Annotated in this window: 18 protein-coding genes and 1 pseudogene; 10 read left to right on the forward strand and 9 right to left on the reverse strand. The window is 52.3% G+C overall.

Features of this window, described 5'->3' with window-relative positions; genetic code table 11:
- Window positions 1–5: 5 nt before the first annotated feature.
- The 7 genes from AD665_RS09885 (at window position 6) to herA (ending at window position 9,413) form a co-directional block, all read left to right on the forward strand.
- A complete protein-coding gene (locus AD665_RS09885; RefSeq protein WP_053191913.1) occupies window positions 6–1,085 on the forward strand; it encodes a COX15/CtaA family protein in 1,080 nt (359 codons plus the stop codon).
- Window positions 1,073–1,972, forward strand: coding sequence for a heme o synthase (gene cyoE / locus AD665_RS09890; protein ID WP_024778451.1), 900 nt, complete (start codon window positions 1,073–1,075; stop codon window positions 1,970–1,972). Before AD665_RS09885 ends, cyoE begins: the two co-directional genes overlap by 13 nt.
- On the forward strand, window positions 1,969–2,604 hold the full coding sequence (locus tag AD665_RS09895) for an SCO family protein (RefSeq protein WP_053191915.1): 636 nt from the start codon (window positions 1,969–1,971) through the stop codon (window positions 2,602–2,604). Before cyoE ends, AD665_RS09895 begins: the two co-directional genes overlap by 4 nt.
- A gap of 612 nt (window positions 2,605–3,216) precedes the next feature.
- A complete protein-coding gene (locus tag AD665_RS09900; RefSeq protein ID WP_053191917.1) occupies window positions 3,217–3,579 on the forward strand; it encodes a DUF6124 family protein in 363 nt (120 codons plus the stop codon).
- Window positions 3,580–3,880: 301 nt separating this feature from the next.
- Window positions 3,881–5,755, forward strand: a complete 1,875-nt coding sequence (locus AD665_RS26805) for an AAA family ATPase (RefSeq protein WP_057432283.1) — start codon at window positions 3,881–3,883, stop codon at window positions 5,753–5,755.
- 647 nt (window positions 5,756–6,402) lie between these two features.
- Window positions 6,403–7,653 (forward strand): DUF4297 family anti-phage-associated protein, encoded by a 1,251-nt coding sequence (locus AD665_RS09915; protein ID WP_053191924.1) that lies wholly within the window; start codon window positions 6,403–6,405, stop codon window positions 7,651–7,653.
- Entirely contained in the window at window positions 7,650–9,413 is a 1,764-nt protein-coding gene (gene herA, locus AD665_RS09920; protein WP_053191926.1) for an anti-phage-associated helicase HerA, read from the forward strand. The genes AD665_RS09915 and herA overlap by 4 nt, the downstream gene beginning before the upstream one ends.
- Before the next feature lie 235 nt (window positions 9,414–9,648).
- Here herA and AD665_RS09925 read toward each other — a convergent pair whose 3' ends face one another.
- The 3 genes from AD665_RS09925 to AD665_RS27365 all read right to left on the reverse strand — a co-directional run bounded on the left by AD665_RS09925 (window position 9,649) and on the right by AD665_RS27365 (window position 12,624).
- On the reverse strand, window positions 9,649–11,133 hold the full coding sequence (locus AD665_RS09925; RefSeq protein ID WP_053191928.1) for an SIR2 family protein: 1,485 nt from the start codon (window positions 11,131–11,133) through the stop codon (window positions 9,649–9,651).
- A 409-nt stretch (window positions 11,134–11,542) separates the two neighbouring features.
- Window positions 11,543–12,106, reverse strand: coding sequence for a YfbU family protein (locus AD665_RS09930; RefSeq protein ID WP_053191930.1), 564 nt, complete (start codon window positions 12,104–12,106; stop codon window positions 11,543–11,545).
- A gap of 14 nt (window positions 12,107–12,120) precedes the next feature.
- Window positions 12,121–12,624 (reverse strand): hypothetical protein, encoded by a 504-nt coding sequence (locus AD665_RS27365; RefSeq protein ID WP_147460430.1) that lies wholly within the window; start codon window positions 12,622–12,624, stop codon window positions 12,121–12,123.
- A gap of 899 nt (window positions 12,625–13,523) precedes the next feature.
- Between AD665_RS27365 and AD665_RS09940 the strand changes: the two genes are divergently transcribed.
- Entirely contained in the window at window positions 13,524–14,120 is a 597-nt protein-coding gene (locus AD665_RS09940) for a hypothetical protein (protein WP_053191933.1), read from the forward strand.
- 123 nt (window positions 14,121–14,243) lie between these two features.
- On the opposite strand, the gene AD665_RS09945 is transcribed toward AD665_RS09940, so the two are convergent.
- Window positions 14,244–14,549 (reverse strand): NIPSNAP family protein, encoded by a 306-nt coding sequence (locus AD665_RS09945; RefSeq protein ID WP_053191935.1) that lies wholly within the window; start codon window positions 14,547–14,549, stop codon window positions 14,244–14,246.
- Window positions 14,550–14,650: 101 nt separating this feature from the next.
- Here AD665_RS09945 and AD665_RS09950 point away from each other — a divergent pair.
- Window positions 14,651–15,041 (forward strand): annotated as a pseudogene (locus tag AD665_RS09950) (hypothetical protein).
- A 21-nt stretch (window positions 15,042–15,062) separates the two neighbouring features.
- On the opposite strand, the gene AD665_RS09955 reads toward AD665_RS09950, so the two are convergent.
- Together AD665_RS09955 and AD665_RS09960 are read right to left on the reverse strand one after the other, a co-directional pair.
- Window positions 15,063–15,305, reverse strand: coding sequence for a hypothetical protein (locus AD665_RS09955; RefSeq protein ID WP_053191937.1), 243 nt, complete (start codon window positions 15,303–15,305; stop codon window positions 15,063–15,065).
- A 12-nt stretch (window positions 15,306–15,317) separates the two neighbouring features.
- A complete protein-coding gene (locus AD665_RS09960) occupies window positions 15,318–15,797 on the reverse strand; it encodes a hypothetical protein (RefSeq protein ID WP_053191940.1) in 480 nt (159 codons plus the stop codon).
- A gap of 272 nt (window positions 15,798–16,069) precedes the next feature.
- Here AD665_RS09960 and AD665_RS09965 point away from each other — a divergent pair, with 272 nt between their 5' ends.
- A complete protein-coding gene (locus tag AD665_RS09965) occupies window positions 16,070–17,035 on the forward strand; it encodes an endonuclease/exonuclease/phosphatase family protein (RefSeq protein WP_053191942.1) in 966 nt (321 codons plus the stop codon).
- Between the two features lie 180 nt (window positions 17,036–17,215).
- On the opposite strand, the gene AD665_RS26810 is transcribed toward AD665_RS09965, so the two are convergent.
- The 3 genes from AD665_RS26810 to trkA all read right to left on the reverse strand — a co-directional run bounded on the left by AD665_RS26810 (window position 17,216) and on the right by trkA (window position 19,392).
- Window positions 17,216–17,392 carry a colicin E3-like toxin immunity protein gene (locus AD665_RS26810; protein ID WP_080996580.1) on the reverse strand — a complete coding sequence of 59 codons (177 nt, stop codon included), beginning with the start codon at window positions 17,390–17,392 and terminating at the stop codon, window positions 17,216–17,218.
- Window positions 17,393–17,514: 122 nt separating this feature from the next.
- Window positions 17,515–17,826, reverse strand: a complete 312-nt coding sequence (locus AD665_RS09970; protein WP_041023912.1) for a tetratricopeptide repeat protein — start codon at window positions 17,824–17,826, stop codon at window positions 17,515–17,517.
- A 192-nt stretch (window positions 17,827–18,018) separates the two neighbouring features.
- Window positions 18,019–19,392: a Trk system potassium transporter TrkA gene (trkA, locus tag AD665_RS09975; protein WP_024778442.1), complete on the reverse strand. Its 1,374-nt coding sequence runs from the start codon at window positions 19,390–19,392 to the stop codon at window positions 18,019–18,021.
- Between the last annotated feature and the right edge of the window lie 20 nt (window positions 19,393–19,412).

The following is a 19,412-nucleotide window of genomic DNA, read 5'->3' on the forward strand; positions in this document are numbered from 1 at the left end:
TCGACATGGCCAAACCAGGATTTCGCCTTGCGCTGTTTGCCACCCTGCTGGCACTGATCGTCGTATTGCTGGGCGCCTACACCCGCCTGACCCACGCCGGCCTCGGTTGCCCGGACTGGCCCGGTTGCTACGGATTCATCAGCGTGCCCAAGAGCGAAGCCCAACTGGCCCATGCCGAACTGCATTTTCCCGATACCCCGGTGGAAGCCCACAAGGGCTGGAACGAGATGGTCCATCGCTACTTCGCCGGGACCCTGGGCTTGATGATCGTAGCGTTGGCGGCACGGTCCTGGATGAACCGCCACCGCCCGGGCCAGCCCTTGAAGTTGCCGCTGTTCCTGCTGGCGGTGGTCTTCGCGCAAGCGGCATTCGGCATGTGGACCGTAACCCTGAAGTTATGGCCGCAGGTGGTGACCGGACATTTGCTGGGCGGCTTCGCGACGTTGAGCCTGCTGTTCCTGCTCACCTTGCGATTGTCCGGGGTGCTGCCGGCGCTGACCGTGCCCAAGCGCCTGCAACATTGGGCCACGGCCGGGCTGCTGCTGGTGATCGGGCAGATCGCCCTCGGTGGCTGGGTCAGCTCCAATTACGCCGCAGTGGCCTGTATCGACTTCCCCACCTGTCACGGCCAATGGCTGCCAGCGGCGGACTTCGCCAATGGCTTCCACCTGACCCAACACATCGGCCCGAACTACCTGGGCGGCCAACTCGACAGCGACGCCCGCACCGCCATTCACCTGACCCACCGGATCGGCGCGTTGCTGGTGACGGTAGTGCTGCTGGGCCTGGCCTGGCAATTGAAAGCGGTGGGTATGACCCGCCTGGCGGGCCTGGTGCTGGTCGCGCTGACGGCGCAGATCACCCTGGGCATCAGCAACGTGGTGTTCCACCTGCCGCTGCCGGTGGCCGTCGCCCACAATGCCGGGGGCGCAACGCTGCTGCTGACCCTGGTGCTGGTCAATTATCACGCCCGTACCAGCCTGGTCCGGGTCAAGCATCAAGTCCCGCTGCGCTGGCGGTTCAACCCGCATAAACACGGCACCAGCCCCATCACAATAAAAGGAGAGATGCCATGGCAACCCTGACCGGTGCACGCCGCAGCCAGGCGATCTGGCGCGACTATCTGGAGCTGACCAAGCCGAAAGTGGTGGTGCTGATGCTGATCACCTCACTGGTCGGCATGTTCCTCGCCACCCGCGCCGGCGTGCCGTGGACGGTGCTGGTGTTCGGCAACCTGGGGATCGCCCTGTGTGCCGGCGGCGCGGCGGCGGTCAACCACGTGGTGGACCGACGCATCGACGCCGTGATGGCCCGCACCCACAAACGCCCCTTGGCCGAAGGCCGGGTTTCGCCGGCCGCCGCACTGACCTTCGCCCTGGCCCTGGCGGTGATCGGCCAGGCCCTGCTGCTGGCCTTCACCAACCCGCTGACGGCCTGGCTGACCTTGGCCTCCTTGCTGGGCTATGCAGTCATCTACACCGGTTTCCTCAAGCGCGCGACGCCGCAGAACATCGTCATCGGCGGCCTGGCCGGTGCCGCACCGCCGCTGCTGGGTTGGGTCGCCGCCACCGGCCATGTCAGCGCCGAACCGCTGTTGCTGGTGCTGATCATCTTCGCCTGGACCCCGCCGCACTTCTGGGCCCTGGCGATCCATCGCAAGGAGGAATACGCCAAGGCCGACATCCCGATGCTGCCGGTCACCCACGGTGAGCACTACACCAAAATCCACATCCTGCTCTACACCCTGGTGCTGCTGGCGGTGAGCCTGATGCCGTTCGTGATCCAGATGAGCGGGCTGCTCTACCTGGTGTGCGCGCTGGTGCTCGGCGCGCGGTTCCTGCAATGGGCCGTGGTGTTGTACCGTGGCAGTCGGCCGCACGCGGCGATCAACACGTTCAAGTACTCTATCTACTACTTGTTCCTGCTGTTCATCGCCCTGCTTGTAGATCATTACTTACTGTTGAGCCTATGACCCGAACCCAGAAAACCGTCTTCATCCTCGTGGCCGTGATCGCACTGATTCTCGGCCTCACCGTCAACAAAGTGCTGTCCGGCAAGGGTGAAGGCGACCCGACGGCGCTGATCGACGCCGGCATCATCCTGCTGCCCCAGGCCCGCACCCTGCCGGACGTGAAAATGACCGACCAGGACGGCCAGCCCGTGGCCGTGGACGGCTTGAAAGGCAAATGGAGCCTGCTGTTCTTCGGCTACACCTTCTGCCCGGACATCTGCCCGACCACCCTCGCCCAACTGCGCCAGATCAAGAGCGAGTTGCCGAAAGAGGCTGTGGATAAGTTGCAGATCGTACTGGTCAGCGTCGACCCGAACCGCGACACGCCCAAACAGCTCAAGCAGTACCTGGGCTACTTCGACCCACAGTTCATAGGCCTCACCGCTTCATCCATCGAAGACCTGCAAAAACTCGCCAACGCGGTGAGCATCCCGTTCATCCCGGCGGACACCAGCAAACCCAACTATACCGTCGACCACAGCGGCAACCTCGCCGTCATCGGCCCGGACGGCCACCAACGCGGCTTCATCCGCGCACCGCTGAACAACCAGAAACTGGTGGCGCAGTTGCCAGAGATGCTCAAGCGCAAATAGCACCTACCCACACCTCTGTGGGACCAATGCTGTTCACCAGAGAAAGTAGATAAACCTGTGGCGAGGGGATTCATCCCCGCTGGGGCGCAAAGCGCCCCCAAAACCCGAGCACGGGACGCGTCAGACAGGCTGAGAAGAACTGCGCTCCCCCCGCCACAACTGAATCGACAAACCTTTAAGCGAACCGCATACCCCTGTGGGAGCGAGCCTGCTCGCGATGAACTCAACGCGGTTCCAAGCGAAAACCACCCCCTGCATCCCCCAAAATCCCTCCTCCTACAGCCCCCACCTACACCCCACCACCAAGCCACGCATCCTTGCGCCTTTGCCTACAACTACGCCAGAATCCGCCCGCTTGTGCGCCTTGTTCCGGGGCTCTATCGTTTCCTTGCCACTGCTCATCAGTGGTCGGGTTTAGTAGCCCGGTTAAGGATACGGTCGCATGAGTCTCATCAGTCGGGCATTGCCCGCACTCGATGGTGGCTGTGCGCATGGCGCCTTCGGGCGCGCCGGGTTTTCCGTTTTCCTACCGGTCTACTAACTTGCGCACAGCTGCCTCCCTTTCGTTTAGTAGCGAGACGGTAGCGGCCTACTAACAAAGGAAACGTGAAAATGTTCAAAGCAACTCCAAATCCCCCAGATGCAGACCCCACCCCGCAATCCGCAAAATCGAAAGCCAAGCAGCAAGACGAAACCACCAAACGTGTGCTCGATCACTACTTGCTGCCGAAGCCGGATCAATCCAAAGACGAACCAAAACCGGGGCAGGTTTTCACCGTTGTGAGAGGCCTCGATAACGAGTGCATGCTCGCTAACCTGAGTGAAACGCTGGCGTCAGCCGATGCCATGGTTACTGATCTGGCGTTCGACCTGGATGGCTCGCGGCGTCATTTGGCGATGGGGATTCAGCAGTTGATTGAGCTGAGCTCGTTGTTGGCGAATCGGGTGTTGGATAATGTGGAGCCGAGGCAGTAAGTAAGCGTTTCCCAACAAAAAACCCGGCGTTACGCGCCGGGTTTCCATTTTGACTCCGTCCTCCTCAAGTGGCAGACAACGGCCAATAGCGGACGGTGGCGCCGATGATGGCCTTCAAGCATTAGTGAAGGCATAGCTCGGAAAATCGATAAATCACGCTTCTTTGCTAGGGTTTGAAAGAAGTACTAGCCTATCCCTCTAATACGATGAACCATGGAGCCTTGTGATCAATTACCCCCTGTAACTCAACGCCACGACGCTGTGATATTGTAGTGATATCAAAGCCTGAGGGGATAGAGAAATGACTGGAGTTCGCGTTGATAAAATATACATCCAAAATTTTAAAAAAATTGAAAATCAGGAAATAGTTCTTAAGCCTATCACTGTGTTAGTAGGGGGCAATACCAGTGGAAAAAGTAGTATTCTTCAGGCAGCACAGCTCTGCACGTCACTAATGCAATCTGCTTATATTGAGAATACAGGTCGAACTATTAGAAAGCTAAAAACATTAGCATTGGACGAGGTTTTTTATCGTCCTACCGAAAAGCTTTTGAGCTTAAGGCATGGAGATGCTGCTAGCCAAACCAAAGGTTTCAAGCTTGGGTTCGAGTGCACACTTTCTAAACAAAACGAAGAAGCCGAAACGCTTTCTCTATCAGTTGCTGTAACGAGAGGAAAAAATGCAAACCTCGCCTTAAACTACGAGGGAGATGACAAACTAATGCCCACCATTGGAGACAGGGATTTACCATTTTCCATTTTCACTCCTGGGCTTTCAGGCATTCCCCTAAAGGAGGAATGGAAAACTAGAGGTGCACTTGATGCCGCAGCTATGCACGGTGACGCAAATCTATATTTGCGAACTCTTCTAGACCACCTTCTACATAAAGATTTACCTGCTGATACAGTTTCAGAGTGGTGTAGGGGCGCCTTGGAAATTGAAGACCTACCTGAATCATCTTCATGGCGTGCCTTTTGTACTTTTTTAAATGACTGCTACCCTGGTGCTTATGTATACATTAAGCACAACAGCGCCAAGGATCGCTATATTGATGTAAGTGTGGAGTATAGAGGTTTGGAATTCACACTCGACTCCTCGTCAACCGGAATGTTGCAAGTAATTCAAATTCTTGCGTACGCGTGCTTCTATGCACCACCACTCCTTCTACTTGATGAGCCTGACGCGCATTTACATGCAGACAGTCAAACTCGTTTACATCGTGCACTGAAGGCGCTTACTACGAATACGACTACAAGAGTCGTATTGGCAACACATTCACCTCAACTACTCCAGTTAATGATGGATGACCATGATGTCAAAGTAATTTGGTTAGATTCCGGTAAAGAAGTATCAGTCCCAGACGGCCAACTCCCTGCGATCCCCATACTGATGGAGCTCGGAGCCCTTGCACTTGGCGCACAAGTATTTGACCCAAAAAACAAACTTATAGTTTTGACTGAAGACAAAGAAGCGGACTTTATAAAGGTTTTTATTAAAGCCAACTACGAGGGGAGTTTTGCGTGTTTGTCCTATCATGGCTGCGGAAACTTATCCGGTGCGCGACAGCTTTCCGTATTGCTAAGTGAACTTAGACCTGACGCGAGAATTGTTATACACAGAGATCGAGACTTTAGAACTACCGAAGAAATGTCATTTGAGCTTGCACTGGCATCTGCGCGCCTTAAACTGGATGGATGCGAGAAAACCTTTGAAATGTTTACCCCTCTAAATGATATAGAGCACTCATTTCTGAATTCGCATCACCTTGAGGAGAGCCTAGCCAAGCTCGCCAACCCACAGCAGATCCAAGATGCACTAAGCAATGCTTTGGAAATAAAGCGCGATGAACTTACCGCAAAAATACATTCAGCTAGGGAAGTTATCAAAAGAAACTTGTATGATTGTGAAAGAATGAAGAAAAAGTTAGGGGATAGAAAGTCTTCCGGTATCTCTCTAAAACCTCCAAAAAACAAAACATTTCTCCCTGAAGATGGAAGGCATCCCATCGAAATCTCTCAATGTCATGGAAAAATCGCCTATCGTTCGTTTATTGCAGAGCTTCACAAAATAATAAAAGGTGATAGCAGATCAATAGAGCCGAAGATTATGACCTGTACGGAATTTCTTCGTGATAAAAGTTGGCACGAGCTTCTGAGTGGTAAAGCCGAAGGATAGTACTCGCGAAGTGATAGGAGGTGCGACTCACCTAGGCAAGTATTGTTGTCAGTTTTAGTGACAAATTTTCCTTGTGACAACACAGGCGAGTCAGCCTAGGGCTCCTGAATAGCAGATTCGAATCGAAGAAGTCGTCGAGTAAAACGTTTGCTTTGGGGGCGATTTCCTGCCCGTCGCGACAGGCCGAAATCGGCCAATAGCTGCCGTTGGTGGCACACAGAAATCGACCAGAAGCAGTCTATGCCCCACAGGAGGATCATTAGTCAGCCAAGGCGATGGCATGCTCATGGCGTGTGTTCAGCAGTGTTTCTGAAATATCAAACTGGGGAATGGATGCCACATGGCAACCCAATAAAAACGATTAAATACAATAAGTTAAGCACTCATATAAGTATCGGAGTAGCTGCGCACACCTAAAATTTTTCACCTCAGCAAACCCCGCATAAAGCTCATTACCTTAAAAATTGCATCGATTTGAAACAAACGCGCCTTGCGAAATATCACCATGCCACTATGGTAAAAGATATTCGCACGTAGGGGCGTGCTATAACGATGAAGCACGAAGGTCTCATTTGCCTCCTCTGCAAGTGGAATACCCGTGGGATTCATACTGCCTATCTCGATGTCATTTTTAATAGGACGTCTTAATGGTTAACCGGGCTGCCAACGCTACCATCAAGGGATATTTTTACCAGTTCGATTTCGCGATTCTCCAGCTGCTAAAAACAGCCGATGAGGATGCTAAAATTACCGTTGAGGGTGTTGAAGACGTCGACATTGAAGACGTATCTAATGAAGATTACATTCAATGCAAATATTATGCAGCCACGGACTATAACCACTCCGTGATAAAGCCTGCAATTGCGGCAATGATTGTTCACTTCAAGGAAGTAGGCTCAAAAAAAACACCCTTCCCAAAATATAAACTTTACGGCCATTACAATAGTGGCCAAGAAAAACTTCCTGAAAGACATTTAATAACCGTAGACTTTATTAAAAATCACTTCCTGACAACGACAAAGAAAGAAGGGGCGATTGAACTGGTTCATGTGAAGAATAGTATCTCAGATGCCGAAATACTCCAATTCGCTGGCCAGCTTGAAATAGATGTATTTGCCCAAAGCTATGAGAGTCAATTTGAAAACATCGCAGAACTATTGGCCTCTGCCATACCAGGTGCTACAAAGGAAGACGCCAAAAACCTTTTTTACCCTGCATCGATCAACAATATCCGAGCCCTAGCAATCGAGAAAAATCAAGCGGAACGAGTAACCACAAAAAAACGATTTCTCAAAGAGATCAACAATAAGAAATTTCTATTCGATAGCTGGCTTAAGCAATATCAAGGCGCCAGGAAATATGCGGCATTAGTACGGGATAAATATTTCAAACAAAGCACTGCCACATCAATTGAGAACAAGGCCAGATTTTTCATTGTAAATCTTCCTCCCAACAGCTTTGACGTGGGGAATGCGCTGGACTTTGCACTGAAACTCAGTAAAAAATTCTCTAACCGCGCGAGCTCTAGAATCAAAGATAACGATAGATTTTGTCCGTATCTTCATCTGGCCAATACAGATGAATTAGGTCATAGAGAACTGAAAAAGTCTTTACTTGATTCGGCTGTCCTCTTCCTAGACGGACATGATTTCAAGGGGTCAGAGTTCTACGTCGACTCTATTTTGAAAGGGCCTACTTCCTATACGGAAACACGCCTGAAGTTGATTGACGAACTGACCGACGTCAATAGCACATTACGTGGAGCGCACCGCCGCCCAATTGAGGTGTTCGAGTTTTACCACGAAATACCTATAGCCGGCCTGGATATTCCCCAAGCAGCACTGTATGCAGCAATCAAGGTTGACTCCTTCGAAGACATCAAAGAGATGATCAAATGACAGAAAAACCGCAAGCTGAGGTTATCGCAGTTTACCCTAACAAAGTTCGAATCTGCGTAGATGACCTAGGGAGTTTTACCAATGGTCATCCCTTATTACGTGTTGGCTCCTACCTGAGAGTGACAGACCATGAGGATTGTGTCCTCATCGCCATCATAGAGAGTTTTCTAATTGAAGTAGACCATAAATTCGATCGCCGGCATGTTATCGAGGCTTTGCCGCTGGGGGTGATCAAGGATGGGAAATTTATTCGAGGTGGAGATGCTCTGACTATACCTCCTACTGGGGTTGAGCCTGCCACAATGAACGACATTAAAAAAATCTTTGAGGATTCCGTACCTGAACACAAGAAACTTGAGTTTTCAGCACTGCTCGCCGACCCTGAGATCAGGGTACCTGTTGACGGAAACAAGTTCTTCAACAAGCATATTGCTGTGGTAGGTTCAACTGGGGCGGGCAAATCGAATACCGTCACACGAATCATCCAAACATCTACGGAAAAAAACGCTACTGACTCTCCCAACAACTCTCACGCTATCATCTTTGACATTCATTCCGAATATAAAACAGCTTTCCCAACTGCCAACCATATCGACATCAACAGCTTGAACCTCCCGTACTGGCTGCTTAATAGTGAGGAGTTGGAAGAGGTGCTCCTTGACACCGGCGAACGCGACAATTACAACCAGTCCTCTGTTTTTAGATATCTAGTAACGGAAAACAAAAAAAAACACAATAAGTCCTTCTCAAAAATCTTTTACGATAGCCCCGTTTTCTTCGACATCCATGAAGTTCTGAATGCGCTGTACAACATCAAAAGCGAAACAACGAACGCTAAAAACTCAAGCTTATACATGATCAATGACGGTACCTACAAGCTATTAGCCGAGGGGAAAACCGACCCCACCACTGGGATACCACTTGATGACGAGCAACGCATCCTTAAATACTTCGAAGCGAAATTGGAATTCCATCCAACTAAATCTCAAAGTATTACTAACGGTAGCTATGCAGATGGGTCTTTGGATAAATTCTTCACCCGCTTTGAGTCAAAAGTTGCTCAGGAACGACTGAGTTTCCTCTTTGGGGCTAATGCCAAAGCCGCTACGCTTGAGGACACTCTGCGCAACCTTATAGGTTACCAACTAGGTAAAACAGCTAACGTAACCGTACTCGACCTGAGCGGCATCCCATTTGAGGTGTTGAGCATTACCGTGTCGCTGATCTCACGGCTTATCTTTGAACACGGCTACCACTACAAGGTGTACCGGACGAAAAAGGGAGAAACCATCAATAATGATGCTCCTATCCTGCTGGTATATGAAGAGGCCCATAAGTACGTACCCACCAGTGAGCTTACAAAGTACCGTGCCGCAAAACAGTCCATTGAACGAATTGCAAAAGAAGGTCGTAAATACGGTGTGACCTTGCTGCTTTCTAGTCAGCGTCCATCCGAGATTTCAGAAACCATCTTTTCCCAGTGCAACAACTTTGTTGCAATGCGTCTTACGAACCCAAGCGATCAGAATTATGTGCGCAGACTTCTGCCCGACACATTGGGCAAGCTGATTGAAAAAATGCCCAACCTTGGCGCTGGCGAGGCGCTCTTGATCGGGGATTCGCTGGTCATGCCATCTCTAGTGAAGATCGACGTCTGCGATCCAGCGCCATCGTCTGCCGACATCCCATATTGGGAGTTGTGGAAGGACGAATGGAAAGATCTCAGCTTCGATGACATCACAACTGAGTGGCTAAAATGAGCGCTGCAGCCGATCTTGAGACCGGTAAACACAAGCGGCTTGAATCGCTCCAGGTTTTGTAGGCGACAGATGACCAACTTCTGGCCGAAAGCCGCCGGTCGTGGGCGGCTGCTTGGCCAGAAGCTGACACTTCTTAGGAAAAGGGGGGATCAGCCTCGATCAAACTTCAGGGCCGTTCAATGGATATATCGCCTCTCTTCAGCTGTCCTTTACTAAAGGATGGCTTAACGAAGTATTAGCCCTCGCGAATACGATTCAAAATTTTAGGAATATCGCTATATTCCTCATACCAGATCACCGTTACACCGAGCTCTCGCATGAGCTCTTCGTTTGTGCTGTGGTGCCTGTCCAAGAAACGGTCAATCACTGCGCTTGGAATTTTCAGCTGATGTCCCCGATCGCCACTCTTAAATTTTTTTGAGGTCAGCCGACGCATAAATGCAAAATGCTTTGGTTTCTCAATGGATTTTGACGCGATTTCTAATAAGCGTCGCAAATTCGGATCAGTGAGAGAAAGACCAATCATAAGGCACGATGTTTCCTTGAAGCTATTCAACTGCACCAAGTTCGACCAATGATAAGAGTCGCGATAAATCAGATGATAGCCTTCTTCTGAAAAAACCAAAGTGCAACGATCTAAGTTAGAATACTTATCTCTAACCTCAGGTAAAAAACCGTGCACATGGTAAACCGGCAGATCCTCAGCACTAGGAGTTTCAAACTCCTCAAAAATACTTTTATGGACAAGGCCGCGTCCTGACAGAGCACGCTCAATAAAATCATCAAAGTTATAAGTGAGAATTGATTTTACCTTAGCGCCTGTCCTTGTAGGCGTGCAGAGACGAGCAATGGCTGTAATAAGTTCTGACTCTATGTGGAACTCTGCGTTACGTAGAGAGTATAGCTGGTGAGTGATTGCCTCAATAAAACTTCGTTGTTCCGTCGGCGACCCTACAGAAAGTCCCTTCCTGATATACCTGGCCAGCATCAGAGCGGAGGGGCCATCAACCTCCATAAGCCTAGAAACAATCTGAGAAACTTGCGCCGTATCGCTTTTATCTCCTCCAATATTTTCTTGAGCCAACATAGATACGAAAAGAGAGTTCAATAGAGTATTCCAGTCTGGCAAACCTGCGCTACTTGATACCCCCGCTCCCAAAACCAACGAAAAACTGCCGGATCGATATTGCTCTGCAACAAGCTTAACAAGTTGATCTCGTTCTTCCTGCCACGGTTTCGTTGGACGAGTCGCGGCCATTTTCAAACGTAATGAAAACAAACTATCAGTTAGCTTGCTAACCTCTTCTTTATGCTTGTGCATGAGGTCATTGATTTTTTTCTCTCCCCAGATAACCACGGGGGCGCGGCCAAGAGCATCAGGTTCATGGAGCATGTAACTCAATGTTGGATCGGGCATCTTCGGCGCAATAATTAACAGTCCGAATCCAGGCTCGCCATGCATTCGAAAAGAGTCTACCAACAACTTAATTTTATTTTTAGTTGCAGTAAAAATAAATTCAATAAAAACGGGGGTAGATAGATCTCCAACGCCTTGAGGGGCGACAGCGTCGAACAATGACGTGTGGGTGTCGAGACTATTAACCTCATGACCGTAATGAGACGCTTCAACTTGAAGAAGCTTGGTAAGGAACGCCTCTAGAAACAGATATCCCCCGGAGCCGTAAGACGCCAGTCGTTCTTCCAAAGCAAAAAAATCCATTATTTCCTATCTCAGTAGATGACGTCGCCCGGGCCAAAGTCCGGCCACTGGTCATATTTTCAAAGCACGCACGCTATCACAATGCCACTGCGGAATTGAACCACTGCGTCGCTATCACTTTCGCGGGGGCCCATTGGCGATAGCTGCTACCGCGAGAAGCAGCGCCAGTTTAGAAATATAGAGTTCTGGTTTTGTCGGATTTCATCGAGCAGCCGACAATCGCTCATTACGAATAGTAGCTTCTATCGGTAAACATTCGCTTGCGACCGTCCGCTTTTGGCCGATTGCTGCCTGTCGCCAAGGGCGGCAATCGGCCAGAAGCGGACTGTTTCCCAGTAAATAAATCCGTCCCCTTTTCCCTGCTGCTTATCAACTTAGGAAGAATCATTCCGAAAGCAACACAAGAGCGTCAAGTCGATGTCTTTCGTTGGCTAGGATGAGTGCATGCGTTTAATACCTGCGCAATCTCGTCAACGTTCAGGTACCTATCATAGGACGGTATTCGAACCATAGCGAAAGCGTGAAGCATGCGCTGATAAACGTCCATCATAGGGGAATGTGAGTTGAGATATCTACCCTTGAATCGTTCGAACCGATCAAGATCGTTAACAAGCGTTGATGCAATCCCTATATATCTCGATTCATTATTACCATCAAATCCCCGAAATGTAGGATTTACCCCAAACGGCTTGGCCTTCTCAATAAGCGCTTTTTTGTCGTCGGCAGAAAGCTCAGCGTAGGACTCTTCAATCCAGTCCCACATTTCAAGTACATCCAAAATTTCTCTTAGGCTTTCAGGTTCATCCTGTTCAGTAAAAGGGATGCCTGGATATTTCCATGCGATACTCCACTCACTTTCTGAGTGGATCGCCGACCTTATGAAATCTGGATCTATCTCGCTGTCTACTCCGAGCTTGTCGTAAAGTTCGCACAGCATCAAAGCGATTACTTTTTCACCATCTGTAAACTTCATATAATCGCCACTCCTTATTTCACGTCTTCCATGCGTTCGTCAGATATCTGCTTAGCGACTGGCATGAAATTATTGATTTCAATATAAATCAACGTACCGGCCTTTATAACACCTTCCAAATCAGACTTGTTAGCCACAGCTGGCAAATTATTCAATATTGACTTCGAAAGGTTGACTGCATGACTTTCTATATCAACACTAAAAAGATGTCCATGTTCTGAGAGGGTCTGACAATAACTCTCTAGCGCTCTAGATATGTGAGAAAGATCAATGCCCTTGATCTGCTTAACTTGTCCAGAGGGCCCTATAGGAGAGATAGCCTGCAATATCGTCCTAGTAGCATGCAGCACCTGATGCGCCTCAGCACTTTGCCTGGAGCTAATCATTCGCGAATACAGTGCATCGGCTTTTGATGCCGAGCCAGATGCATTTAATGCCTCACGCCATGCCCATACAGCGCTGCCGATAGATGCGATTGACGAGACAAGACCGAGCCACCACATAAAACCTGTTTCCACGCAGCCTCCCTGCCATATGACTTCGCTTTAGGCATTGAAGCTTATCCTCATCAAGCCGCAACCGCCACGCCCCTTTCCTCCCCCAGCACCACCGTCAGCGGCCTCAACGCCTGCCCATCTAGCCGACCGACCACACGGAACAGATCCTGAATAACCCAGCCCCATTACGAAACCAGGTGGGAAAAGGGGACAGATTTATTTACTGGGTGACCGTCCGCTTCTGGCCGAAAGCGGTCAGTGATGAGCGGCTGCTTCCGCCCCATAGCGGGACGGTCAAATTTCTCGGCGACCTTAACCTCGGGAACGATGCAGGCCCATTGCGTCCCGCGAGTACAACGTACTCTCATACTGGAAGCACTGGCTTCACATTCGGAGTACTGGGCAGGACTGGCGCTCCGATGGTTGGAAGAGGGCTTTCCCCTGGATTTGGAACTGAGCCAACTCTTGGCTCATTGCGCCGAGAATCGGGGGCTGCCTCAATCTCATCGTCACAGGGCACTTAAGCTTGCCTGCCTAGCGGGAAATGGCAGCTGAGCAAGAAAGCAGAGGCTGGACATCTTGACGAGTGCTATCGCTGTGGCGGCTGGGCTTGGAATACTGGCGCAGCGGACGCGGCTCAAATTCTCGAAGCACCTTGGAGAGGCTTGAGCACGCGCTGCGCGCAGAGGTACATCAAGAGGCGCAGGCAGTGGAGCCGAGCCAGGTGTATCACCGCGTCGTGATCTGCCTGAGGGGCAGTCCTGAATATGGTCGCTGCGGAAATTGCACGCAATCGGCCCATAGCGTCGACAACCGGCATACTGCTGCTACGCTTTTCATGTTGTCAGGGTGACGGGTATTTGTCGCAGGACAATTATCAATCGGCATGCAGGTAGCCTTTTTTCATAAGGAAATGAGCGATGACTGGGCCGGATGCAGAAAACCTTTTTAATACTCGGGTTCTTCCTGCTTTTCAAAACGAATACCCGAATATGGACGACACTATTTTCTTCATCGATGAGGATAGTGAAGACATAGATGGATCGGGTGGACCAGGCATCGTTGGACTTACAAAGGGGGCGCGCCAACAAGCGGACTTTTTAGTAAAGTTTGCTATTGCGCACGAGACTGCACATGGCGTTGTTTATCTGGAACACATTAAACAAGGCACCACATGCCCACAAGCGCAAGGGAGCGATCGTAAGAAGCATGAAGCCTGGGCCGACTTGATTGCTACAAAGGTATTACTCACTCGAGTTCCCGACTTCTGGGCCGTGATAGCGGCACAGTTAGACGAGATAAGTAATATATTGGGTCCGGCAACGAACTCACATCCTTCCGGCCAGACACGCGTAAAACTAATCAGAAGCTTTGTAACCGCCTATAACCAAGCAGGTGCAGCAAAAGGGTGCTTCAGCAGACTATTCTGCTGCTTTTCAAGCCCCGTCAGCACGACTCAAGCAAGGGAAAATGCATTCAAGGCGGCTTTCAAGAAAATTGCCACTGCCAAGTTGTAAGGGCAGCATTAGACAAAAGCAGGATGGGAGCAGGTTTATTTGCGGACAAATAAATGCGTCTTGCTCCTGGGCTTTTATTGTTTTTCCTGCCACTGCCCCGATACTGGCCGCAAGCACATCAATTCAAACAAGAACAGGGCGAAGGAAACTGCGCTCGTAGCTCAAGATAAATTTTTGCTCGGAAGCTTGCGTCACCAATTCAACACATTCAGGATCTACTTCGGCCTCGCTACGATACCTCTCGTAATCTGCAAGGTTGGAAAAGCTGAACAGACAATAAGCGATGTTGTTGGCGCCTTCGGCAGGCAGGAAGTAGCCGTGATGGTTTCCTCCCATACGGGTCACCACACGAATCCATTGTCGAGAATAGTTTTCAAAAGCCGGGAGTTGGTAGGGGTCGATTACATATCTAACGTGGCAAGTAATCATTGGATCATTCCTTTGAAAATGGCGAAATCGCTATTCTACACACGCTGTAAGCTGCGTTTTTGACGGCAATGTTGTGTAGCAAAAGTCAGGTTTACATCACCATGGACATCCAGGAAATCAAGCAACGCCTGGCCCGCCCTGCCGTAAAGCTTATTGCCGGCGGCTTTCGCCCTACCGGCACCGATGAAGAAAGCTGGCTGGGCAAGGTCTTCCTGTTCCGGCCGGATGAAGGGCTGCCCGCCAACCAGGCAGGGCAACCATTGCTCCCCTATGCACAGTTTTACCTGCCCGCCCTGCCCGTCAACAATCCGCTGCTGGCGGGGGTTCGTGTGCTGACGCCAGTCGGGTGTCGATCCGGGTGAAGGCTTCGAGTTTGTGTTCCAGATCTCATCGGACGCGAAGATCAATCTGAACGTGGTCGACAGTGGGAGCCTGATGTTCTGGAAGCACAACGAAACTGGGGAGTGGGCGTTTTATTATGATTTTTACTGATGTTTTGCCATCTTCTTTCCTTCAGCAATCCTCTTCAAACCGCCGCCGCTTCATAAATAACCCCATCCCTATAGGCACAGCAAAAACCGACCACAACCCCAGATCAAACCCCAACAAGCGTGTCTGGCCTGCCACAACGCAGCCAACCGCACCCGCCGCCACCAACACCACTCCCAGCCACTTGCGCAGCAGATACGGCTTGAGAAACCGATCGAGCAGAAAGGACAACACCACGGCAATAACCATCTGGGTAATGTCGGACATATAGGTCTCCAGTCAGGTCTTGATGATCAATGTCGAGAGGGTGCGTTGCGGGCCGATACCGCCGTTGACCTGCGCCTCGATGCTGACCAGTACGTCGCCCGCATGGTAGGTGGGTAGGGTTTCATTAACATACGTGCGCACACCGGCCCCTACGGGTACATACACGTAAGAGGGGGCCACGACCTTGGTGGCGGCAGCAAAGGCACTGGCAGCAAGATTGGCGATCGCGGTGCGTTGGGCATTGAGGGCATCGCCCTGTTGCCGGGTCAGCGGCTTGGAGATGCCGATCATCATCACACAAGGCAGGTTCTTGGCCTGCATCTTGTCGTACACCTCGACGACCTTGCTGTTGACCTCATAGTGGGCGCGTTTCGCCTCGCCAAAATGCAGTTCGCGCAGGCGTCCGCGTTCGCTGTCGGTGAGGGTGATCTGCGAGACGTTGAAGACGATCCCGTGATTGCCCATGTATTGGAAAGTCCCTTCGAACTTCATCACTCGTATCCTTTCGAGGTAAAGGCGGCGATTCTCTACAACGAGCGCATTGGATTCAAATCATTTCACCTTGTTGGGAACACGAATGTGCCAGTGACAGGTGTTGTGCATTGGATATTGATCGATGATCTGACTGAAGCCGACGATGAATGCCCCTCAGCCAAGCAGCCAGCACCCTGCGCCGACGGAACGGCACTGCTACGCTCAAAGAGCGGCTAAAGGCAGTGCCGTTTCCTGGACTCCCACCGCCACCGCGCTCGGAACGCTCCCCCATGAAACCACTCTATCTAGCCCTATCGCTTACCTGCCTCTCACATCCTGTCCTGGCTGAAACCCTCACCCTCGCAACATGGAACCTGGAGTGGCAGCGGTCGGCTCCGCTCAGCCAGCGTGAGTTCGAGGAGTGCTCCCAGATCAAGGCCGCTGATCGCGAGCGACTTGAAGAAACACACCCCTACCGGTGGGAATGCAAATCGCCGGCGCAGATAGCGGACATGAAAGCCGTGGCGGCACAGCTGAATGCTGATGTGATTGCCGTGCAGGAAGTCGAAAGCCCTGAGGCGCTTCAGCAGATCTGGCCGCAGGATCAGTACGATTTCTACGTGAACATGCAGAGCCCTTGGATACAGCGCGCGGGGTTTGTTGTCCGCAAATCCAGCAGGCTTGAGGTCGGGAGGCTCGGCGATGTTCGTCCACTTGGAGAGGCCTTCAAGAGTCATGCTCGCCATGGCGCGGAGTTACCCGTGACGATCAAGGGCATGACCCTCAAGCTTTTATCCGTACACCTCAAAAGTGGCTGTTTTGACCAGGCATTGAACAGCGGGTATGCGACCAAGCGTGATAAAGCTAACGGGGTCGTCACCTGCGACGTGCTTAGAAGGCAAGCACCAGCTCTGGAAGCCTGGCTCGATAAGGCAATCCAGTCTGGCGCTTCCGCAGTGATTATCGGCGATTTCAATCGTCGATTTGACGCGGAGGTTGAACACGAAACAGCGCCAGAAGTGAGTCTTTTTGCTGAGCTTTCAGATGGCGAGCCTTCTGCTGCCAGGTTGTTTCGCCCAACCAAGGGTTTTGAGGCGCTACCCGAATGCCGGGGCGGAGGCTCCAGATGGCTGATTGACCATGCATTGATGTCCAGCGAATTGAGAAAACACTATGTAGCAGGTTCGTTATTAGAGTTTCCTGTACCCATGAAAGGCTCCGACCATTGTCCGGTTGCATTCAAGATGAAATTTTAATAGCCGGTGACCGTCGGATGTCCTATTCAGATCGTTCCCACGCTCTGCGTGGGAATGACCTCTACGGACGCTCTGCGTTCGGCTCTTGAGGGGACGCAGAGCGTCCCTGGCTGCGTTCCCACGCGGAGCGTGGGAACGATCAGTGCGCTACCAAACATCGCGATAATCGAAGGCGATTTGTTAGTCGTAGCTGTGCCAATCAATAGCATGCTGAAAATGGGGCTGAAGTGTTTCAATCCATTCTCGGCGGACATCAAGCCCGCCATTGTTTATGTTGCCCGCGAGGGGGATTTCAAGCAGTTCAACGACGGTGCCGTCTTCGCCGAAGTCGCCGGGTGGTTTTTTCCGTTCAGCCAATCTTGAGCTGGCTGTTTAGGGCTGCTGCGCAGCCCAGCGGGGATGAATCCCCTCGCCACAGGGTTTTGTGCGTGCTTTGCACTCAATCGGGAGCAAGCTCCCTCGCCACAGGTGCGTGGCGTTCAGGAATGGCGGTCCAGTTTCTTGAGAAACACCGTCATTTCCTTTTCGGCCTGTTTGTCGCCATGGGCGCGGGCGGCTTCCAGGCCTTGTTCCCAGGCACGGCGCGCGGCCGCTAAGTCGCCCTGGCCCTGGTGAGCCTTGCCCAACAGTTTCCAGGCGGCCGAATACTTGGGGTCCAGTTCGACGCAGCGTTGCAGGTGTTCGGCGGCGCGGGGGAATTCGTTGAGGTCGAGATAGCCCTTGCCCAGGCCGAAGCGCAGCAGTGGGTTATCCACACCTTTGGCGAGCATTTTTTCCAGGGATTCGAGCATGGGGGCCTGTCCTTTTTGGCTGTTCCAGTGACTGATCGGTTGAATGTTAGATGGCTATCGCGGGCAAGCCTTGCTCCCACAGGCCTGCTTCCACAGTCTGATCCCACTGTAGTCATGTTGCATGGGACGTCCTCCACTGTGGGAGCAAGGCTTGCCCGCGATGAGGCCCCATCTATCACTGCACATCCAGGGTCAGAAGAAGCTCAACCCCACATGGAACAGCTTCTCGACATCGCGAATGTGCTTCTTGTCCACCAGGAACAGGATCACATGGTCGCCGGTCTGGATCATGGTGTCGTCATGGGCGATCAGCACTTCTTCGTCGCGGATGATCGCGCCGATGGTGGTGCCCGGCGGCAGGCCGATGTCGCGGATGGCCCGGCCGATCACTTTGCTGGACTTGGCGTCGCCATGGGCAATGGCCTCGATGGCTTCGGCCGCGCCACGACGCAGGGAGTGCACGCTGACGATGTCGCCGCGACGCACGTGGGCCAGCAAGGTGCCGATGGTTGCCAGTTGCGGGCTGATGGCGATGTCGATGTCGCCGCCCTGGATCAGGTCGACGTAGGCCGGGTTGTTGATGATGGTCATCACTTTCCGCGCTCCCAGGCGCTTGGCCAGCAACGACGACATGATGTTGGCTTCGTCGTCGTTGGTCAGGGCCAGGAAGATGTCGGCGTCGGCGATGTTTTCTTCCAGCAGCAGGTCGCGGTCCGAAGCACTGCCCTGCAGCACCACGGTGCTGTCGAGGGTGTCCGAGAGGTAGCGGCAGCGGGCCGGGCTCATCTCGATGATCTTCACCTGGTAGCGGCTCTCGATGGCTTCGGCCAGGCGCTCGCCGATCTGCCCGCCGCCGGCGATGACGATGCGTTTGTAGTTCTCGTCGAGACGGCGCATTTCGCTCATTACCGCACGAATATTCGCCTTGGCGGCGATGAAAAACACCTCGTCGTCCGCCTCGATCACCGTATCGCCCTGGGGGAGGATCGGCCGGTCGCGGCGGAAGATCGCCGCAACCCGGGTCTCCACGTTCGGCATGTGCTCGCGCAACTGACGCAGTTGCTGCCCCACCAACGGCCCGCCGTAGTAGGCCTTGACCGCCACCAGTTGCGCCTTGCCCTCGGCAAAGTCGATCACCTGCAGGGCACCCGGATGTTCGATCAGGCGCTTGATGTAGTTGGTCACCACCTGCTCGGGGCTGATCAGCACATCCACAGGAATCGCTTCGTTGTCGAACAGGTCGGCGCGGGTCAGGTAGGCCGCTTCCCGTACCCGGGCGATCTTGGTCGGGGTGTGAAACAGGGTGTGGGCCACCTGGCAGGCAACCATGTTGGTTTCGTCGCTGTTGGTGACGGCCACCAGCATGTCGGCATCGTCGGCGCCGGCCTGGCGCAGCACGGTCGGCAGGGAACCGCGCCCTTGCACGGTACGGATGTCGAGACGGTCACCGAGGTCGCGCAGGCGTTCGCCGTCGGTGTCGACCACAGTGATGTCGTTGGCCTCGCTGGCCAGATGCTCCGCCAGCGAACCGCCGACCTGCCCTGCACCCAGGATGATGATTTTCATCCGTTCACTCCTATCGAATC

The organism is Pseudomonas corrugata (genome assembly GCF_001269905.1).
GTDB classification, from domain to species: domain Bacteria; phylum Pseudomonadota; class Gammaproteobacteria; order Pseudomonadales; family Pseudomonadaceae; genus Aquipseudomonas; species Aquipseudomonas corrugata.